Source organism: Brenneria corticis (assembly GCF_003115855.1).
Classification (GTDB): Bacteria; Pseudomonadota; Gammaproteobacteria; order Enterobacterales; family Enterobacteriaceae; genus Brenneria; species Brenneria corticis.
This window is the reverse complement of the sequence record NZ_KZ819119.1, coordinates 1-7254: the sequence shown is the minus strand read 5'-3', so window position 1 is coordinate 7254 and position 7254 is coordinate 1. Positions and strand designations below refer to the sequence as shown.

Sequence of the window (7254 nt, the reverse complement as noted above, 5' to 3'; positions counted from 1 at the left end):
TAAAACAAGAACCCCACGGAAAATGTGGGGTTCGTCAGCAATCTGAAACCAGCCATCAGGCTGGTTTCTTTTAAATAGTGGTGCCGGACTCGGGATCATATCGACGATTAACGTGCTGTTTGTTATTGGTTTAATTGCGAAATTCTTGCAACAGCGCCCCCACTAAAGCCCCCATAAAAAATCGCTTTGGTTTTGTGATGGTTATCACGAAAAATTGTCATTTAGCGAATTGGCTTCGTTATATGTAGAGTCATGTCCACATAGCGGGTCCTAAAAATGAAAAGAACATACCTTCCTGCTTGTACATCCACAGGAGCTCCGGGGCAGAGCGGCGTCGATAACGAATTACCGCCCCACATTCGTTAGTTCTCCACCATCAACCGGGCAAGCTTGGTAAAAATCGAACTCTTACTGCTTTCGCCGCTCCTGAGCATATCCAGGGTGAAGCTATTGAGGTAAACGCCAGTTAACGGGTGGCTAAATACATCTACGGCTTTGCCCCGGGCATCCCATATCAGCAGATTTTCCACTAGGTTAGGCCGTGCAATAGTAGGATTTGTAGGCTGAGCATCGCTCACCAGAACAAACACCCCGTTCTCATGCGGTTGCAGGTAAATATGGTGGTGCTTCATCTTTTGCGCTTTGGTCAGCGAGTCGTGTTTCGAACGGCCTGGTGATATCAGATAGGGCAGTACGTTTTGTTCCGGTTTTGCCGAGCGAGTAATGGTATACCCGTTAAATTTATCCCCTTTACGCTCCGTCAGCGCTTTTTCTTGCTCCTGATAAGCGTATGAATCGACGATATTAAGTTGAGCAGGGCCAATCAGGCGCGGCACGCGCGCGCTGTTGTAGGTGGTAAGCAGGACGTCTGCGGCGTGATCGTAGAGATAGAAGCTTTTGTCGAATATTTTTTTTAGCCGTCCCAGTGGGGGATGATCAACCGATAACCAATCTAATTTACCTTCAGCGATCCCGGTACTTACCACTCTAAGCTGGCCGTGCTCTACTTTTAGTTCAACATATCCAAGCAAAGGGAGATTGCCTTTCGTTTTACGTACCGCATAGGCGGTGTAGTGGCCGTCCGTCAGGTCTGACAGTGGAATATGGTGCTGATTGAGTAAGCTCTCTTTGAACCATAGTTCGGTTTTTGTTCGGCGTACCTTACTGTTTAGTAAGGTAACTGCTGACTTGAGACGGCTGCGAGGCTTCGTAAGATCGATTTCGTATTGAGCAGGGTTGTTCGCCGATCGTTCATTAATAAAATCAATCGCATCCAGTAATTTGCGATCAATATTCATACCTTGCAAGACAACAGGCAGCGGCTGCTGATTTAACCATCCTTGCAAACGATCCAGCTTAAGCTGGGTGTAGGTATCCCAGTTGAGTTCAGGTTGTTTCCGAGCGTCGACAAAGGCAGCATAGAAATCACCATACTCAACAGATTCATTATCTTGCCGGCGGATACTGTTGCTTCGTTCTTCATCTACCGTGTTGAGAACCAGAATGGACGTATTGGCAGGCAGCTCAGAAAAGCCGGTTTGCTGAGAATGTATAAGCGACGCCAGCGGCCAGAGTTGATATCCGGGGAACTGGCAGGTTAATGCGTCAAAGAAATAAGCTTCTTGCGTGGCGCTGAATTCGACGCCGTTATTAACCACCAACAGCGTATTAGTCAGCTGTTGATCTAGGTCGGTAGTGAACTGATTGACCTCGTGGGTGGCCTGAAATGGGATAGGCTGGTGCGGGATCTCTAGTACACTGAGCCGCTCGCAGGCAGCATTCATGACCACGTTATAGGTGTAGGCCTGGCATTCGCCATAGCCGCTGCGTTCACGGAAAAAGTCCAGCTTGCTATCCCGGGCATCAAGTTTACGCCGGGCTTTGAGCCGGCGATTATCGATGCTAAACCACACGTGAGTATCTTCCAGAGGGAGATGCAACTCATCCGCTGGTTCAACCAGAAATTTTCGTTTGTGCAGGGTAAAGGCGAGTTCGTTATATTCTGATGCGTAAATATCGAGTTCGAATGCCTCCATCACTCCAGTGCCGCTTTTCTGCGTGACGGGCTGACTCAGGCGAGCGTTGAGATAGAGCGTCGAGTTGAAGTAGGTCGGTGATACCGAAAAGCGTTCATTGGCTTGTTCCAGCATTACCATTTTTAAATGCAGACTGAACAATCCCTGAATCAGGCGAGACAGGTCATAATTTTCAGCGGTGAGCTGCTGACAAAGCGTTTCAATGCGTTCTGCCAAAGTCCGATGAGCCGGGCTGTTCGGTGCAGCGGCAGGCGCCAGGAAAAAATAGACGTGCTGGTAATTGGGTAAGAGATGTAGCTCATATTTTACGTCCTGCCCGGCATCCAGACCAAGCTTCTGCCGCACACAGGATTTAACCTCCTGATGGATACGCGCATAGTAATCAGCGGATTTTTCTTTTCGCTCTTTAGTAAAGCGCTGAACCATAAAGTCTATCGTATATATATTAGATACCGGAGCCAATAGACGTTGGATGGTCGTCAGCTGATCTTCTCCAAGCTTGATCAAATTAGTGCGGGCAATCGGGGTATCTGTCAGCTCATTCAGATTAGGGATCATGACGCTTTTCCTTTAGTCGGCAATCTTTCTATACCCAGCAGGGTTAGTAACATCGGGTTAATGTCCAGCGTAGTGCGCAGTTTCGATCTTTCCTGAGAACGTCCGCTCTCTCGATTTTTGGGCTGATAATACTGGTAGTCAGTCTGCAACAGATTAAGGTAGTGGATCGTGTGATCCACGTTATCCTGCCACATCAGATTATTGGGGTTCTGGCTGTAGGCGACGTTCAGATAGATAAATCGAATACGTTCGTAACGACCTGCCAGCGTCGCCTGGATCTGTTTCTGCCCCTCAGTATCCGCCTTTTGGTTGGCGATATTGCGGATCTGGCGAATCTTGTTGCCGCTTTTCTCAAGCGTTTCTTCTGCTCGCGTCAAATCGTCCAACTGCGTCGCCCAGCGTTTAACGTCGATGCAGAGCAGGTCGTCACCCACTTCAATAAAGCGGTCAAAAAACTCATAGACCAACGGCGCAAGGCGCTCAAATACCTGCTGGTCGGTAAGAGAGGGCACACCATAATGTTTCAGCACCTTATCAAAAAGAAATTCGCCGACATTGCCTTTGAGCAACGGAACCAGCCTGGGGTTGGGCACCCATTTTTCGAATGCCGTTTTCTGAATCCTGTCGCATTCACTAATCAGCTCACCCACCAGGTTGCCGGGGGTATAATCGACATCGTTTCTGTACTGCGGGAAGAGGGTGAGTTCTGGCTGATATACTCTGGCACCGCCAGCAAAGTCCGATAGAGCGGAATAATCGCCGTGGGTAAGTCCATCTGGGCCGCGTTTGTGGCAAAGTAAAATAGTTTGGCTGCCCTGTTGGCGATCGATAAACAGGGCATTGTGGATAGATTGCATTTGTCGATTGGCGGCATACAAGGGATTAGCCTGGAGTTTTTCCAGCCAGCGCTGGGGATCGGTAAAGGAGTCAGGATCACGGAATAAATTACACAGTGCGAGATAATCGACATTGCCCACGCGTACCTGATTTATCCAGTCGGTTTTCAGGACTCGTTTGTGAACCGCATCGATGCGGCGACCATTTTCTACGATAGCCTGTTCAAACACATGCCGCTGTTCTGCATCACTAAATGACTGGCTCTGACTCAGTTTTTCGCACTCCTCCATGAGGCGGTGGTTAAGCAAGGACATGCTTTCTGATACCACTTCGTTGCCGCTGTCTTCACTGAGGGTGGCGAACTGGAATGCGACATTACGGAATACGTCGCGGGGTAAAAAGATTTCTGTTTTCAATAGCGTATCGCGGCGCTCGACCCGACCTACGGCCTGCACGACGACTTTGAACAGGCTCATATCATGTTCGGCCATCAGCAGGCGATAATTTTCACCCTGGGCGAAATTAACGCTGAAATCGGCCAGCTTGTGGACGGTAATATCGTCATCGGCGTAGTGTTTAAGCACGGTGACGTAGTTGGGTAATGTATTAAGGTTAGCGCTGTTGTCCTTTACTTCGCTATAAAACGAGGAGTTGATGAGTACCAGGCGTTGAAAATCGACATCCAGACGCGGCGCACTTGTATCATTAATATCGCCGTCATGGTATTTAACAAAGTAGTTGAGGCCGGTGCCCGCGCTTTTGTAGCTGCTCATAAAAACTAGTACGGTGTTGCTGCTATCGATATAGGTTTCGCGCCTGATATCTTCGATATTGGCCAACGGTGAATCGAAAAAGACCAAATGGACAGTGTGACGCCCTTTGAATGGGGTAAAGGTCAGGATCTGGTCATGTTTCTTACTATTATCCGTTTTTTCGTCGCACCGGGAGTACATACCGTACTCTTTGCGCCATGCTGTTTGATGCGTGCGCCAGGCGCTGATAAAGGCCCGCTTAAACGCCCCTGAAAGTGACAGAATCAGGCTGTTTTTACCCTCGTAGGCGGCAAGCAATAATGCTTCCAGCTCCCGGTAGTACTGACGCCGTTTGTAGGTATTGTTCAGGTCGTATTCCAGCGATTCTTTTAGTGCTTTGAAAAAGTCGTTATACACCTTATGAAAAGTGTCGCTGTTCTGGCAGATATCGGTCAATTTTAGCTGCCTATCATCAAACACCCTGAAATTGACATTGCGTATACGGGCCCTCAGCTCGCGTAATGCCTTAAGCGTATCGATATCTGCTGTTTCGCGTTCAACGATCTGGTAGCCAAAGTCGCGGCTATAGTGCGCCAGGAAACGACGATTGAAGTTACCGTTTTTGGTGTGGCTAAAACCGCTGGTGGCGCTCAGCCCAATCACTTTATTGTGCGTGCCGGTTAATAAACGCAGCAGCATGACTTCGGGCAACTCTTGTACCAGATCCATCTCGAACGCCAGAATAATTGTGCGCTCGGCTCCCCTGTTCACGTAGTTGAGTTCAGCTATCGGCGTCATCGTGAATACAGTTTTGGGCTGCAGGTAAGTGTAGAAATGATCAATCAACAAGTTTTCATCGGTGGTGCGATCGAAGATATGGCGCACTACGCCGGCCACGTTATTGGCTGCGTCGACAAACTGGCCCAAAGGCGTATTCTGGCTGCTGGAGTTATCTTGGCCGCCATTTTTTACCCAGCGCTTAAAGTCGCGGTTGGTGATTTCAGAGCAGGCGGCAAGGATGACGGAGACTAACTGGAACAGATCATGCAGGGTGGGGTTAGTGTCGCTGGCATCATTTTCAACTTCGTAATACAACTCGGTACGCGTTATGTCGCCTTCGCTGTTGCGCATACGAATGCGTTTCAGCCCCTCTTCATTGACGTACATTTTGGGGTTAAAGCTGAAGACGTTGCGGGTGATTGAAATGATGCGTTCGGCGGCATCGCCGTTGACTTCAAATGCCCCCAACTGGTCGCGAAACATCTCCAGTATCGATCCCAGCGTTGTACCGGATGAGAGTTCGCACTTTTCTGCCAGTAAATTGCGCAGAGTGGCGATGAATTTGACCATCTCTTGCTCAAAGGTCGTTTGTGCTTCTTTAGGCTTGTTTCGGCGCTCCAGGCTGAGTACCGCGTTGTGAATGCGTCCTGCAACGGAGATAACGTGCGCCAGGTTATTTTCCTGTGTGACCAGTTTCACATGGCACGTTTCTTCAAGGCGGGTGTAGGCTTCATGCAGTTCATCGATTATCACCGTGAAGCGGATATTCTTGCGGCGAAAAGGGCAGTCTGGATTGCGTCTGAAATGTTCATTGCGAAGGTAAGCTGCCTGTTCGGAGTGACCTGCTGCCGCAACGGTGCTGATCTGCGGATCTTTGGGTTTCAGCTTACCGCCAAGGAGCAGGTCAAAATCCACGGGCTCAAAACGCACGCCTTCGCCTCGTTGACGAGGCGTCAGGCGGTAAGTTGATGTGTCAAACTTGTTGGTGGTCATTAACAGCACCGACGGGCGGTACTGGCAAACCTCGAAAGGCAATACCTGCTTGATAAGCTCGAAGTAGACTTCGTGTACGCTTATTTTTGCAGGTTTCCCCTGCATCGCGTTAAGCTCTCGTTTTCTGCGAGCAAGCAGTCCGCGGCGAATATATTCTTGAATGGAGGTGTCTTCACTGTCCGGCCCAAAGAGTGCTTTACAGGCTGACTGAATCGCATCGCGGATATTGTGACGGCTGTTTTTAAGTTGCTCGTCGAGCATTTCCCTGTCGTAGCGGGTATCCTGGGTGCTATATGTCGCCAGCTTTGCTAGCTGTTCTTCACAACGATCGATTTGCGAGACATGATAATTGAGCGAACGCATAGCGCCGCCGATATATTTGCTGCCTTTCGCCCCTTCGTACCACTGAATATAGCGGTTGCGGTTTTTCAGGCCAGAGGCCCAGTCCATAAAGTCGAGGTCGGCAATATCTTTACGGGAGAGAACGCAAATGAACTCACCGCCAGCAGCCAGAATGTTATTTTTCTGGCTGCTGGCCAGGTCGATTTGTGATTTTTGCGGTGACATGAACAGCAGGTTGGTAAAGCCACCATCGGGAAACAGGTAATCTGGCTTCTGGGTTTGGGCGAAGCGCGTCAGATAGTCGACGTATCCCTGAATTACGCCATAGCTTTTGCCGAACCCCGTGCCGTCTGAGCTGAAAATAACCTCCGCGCCATCGCGTTCATGGGCGTCGTAAAGCTTGGAGACCCTGGCGCGACAGGAGTTAATCTCTTCAATCAGCGTCGTATCTGGCGTTTGGCTGGAGATGAGAGTTTTCAGGTTATTATCCGTCGTTTTCTCGCCAACGCGTTCATATTGACGATAGTTATTGAGGGTGATTTGGCCGCTTTCGATTAGCACCTTTTCTATCTGCATGGGGGCAAGATGCAGAGCTGTTGCGATTTCATTGATAGTATTGGATAGTGGCTCGTGCGGATTGCTAATCGTGAAGTAGTTTAGCGCTGCTGCAACGGTCTCTGGATGCAATGCTTTCCTGAGCGTCGGAAAGGTGAGACTGTAATCGTATAGCGCCAAATCATTGTTTATCAGGCAGCGGAACGGCTGTTTAGCGGGATCGCCTCCCGGACGTCCGGCAAACTCCAATATTCCAGCTAGTCTGAAGCGATGTAGCAGCGCTGCTGCATCGCGGTCAGGTGAGTCAAATGCTGTGTGGAGTTGCTGACTAAACGGCATCGTGGCATTTAGATGTATTAGTCGCGACCAGATCTGACACAACAACTTGAAAAGTTGAGAGT

2 protein-coding genes are annotated in these 7254 nt (G+C 49.4%); both read right to left on the bottom strand.

The window, feature by feature from the left end; translation table 11 throughout:
* Nucleotides 1-362: 362 nt before the first annotated feature.
* The gene (locus DDT56_RS24490) at nucleotides 363-2594 is read right to left on the bottom strand and encodes a hypothetical protein (RefSeq protein ID WP_168197686.1); all 2232 of its coding nucleotides are present in this window, start codon (nucleotides 2592-2594) and stop codon (nucleotides 363-365) included.
* Entirely contained in the window at nucleotides 2591-7192 is a 4602-nt protein-coding gene (locus DDT56_RS23990) for a hypothetical protein (RefSeq protein WP_417903705.1), read from the bottom strand. The genes DDT56_RS24490 and DDT56_RS23990 overlap by 4 nt, the downstream gene beginning before the upstream one ends.
* Nucleotides 7193-7254: the final 62 nt, after the last annotated feature.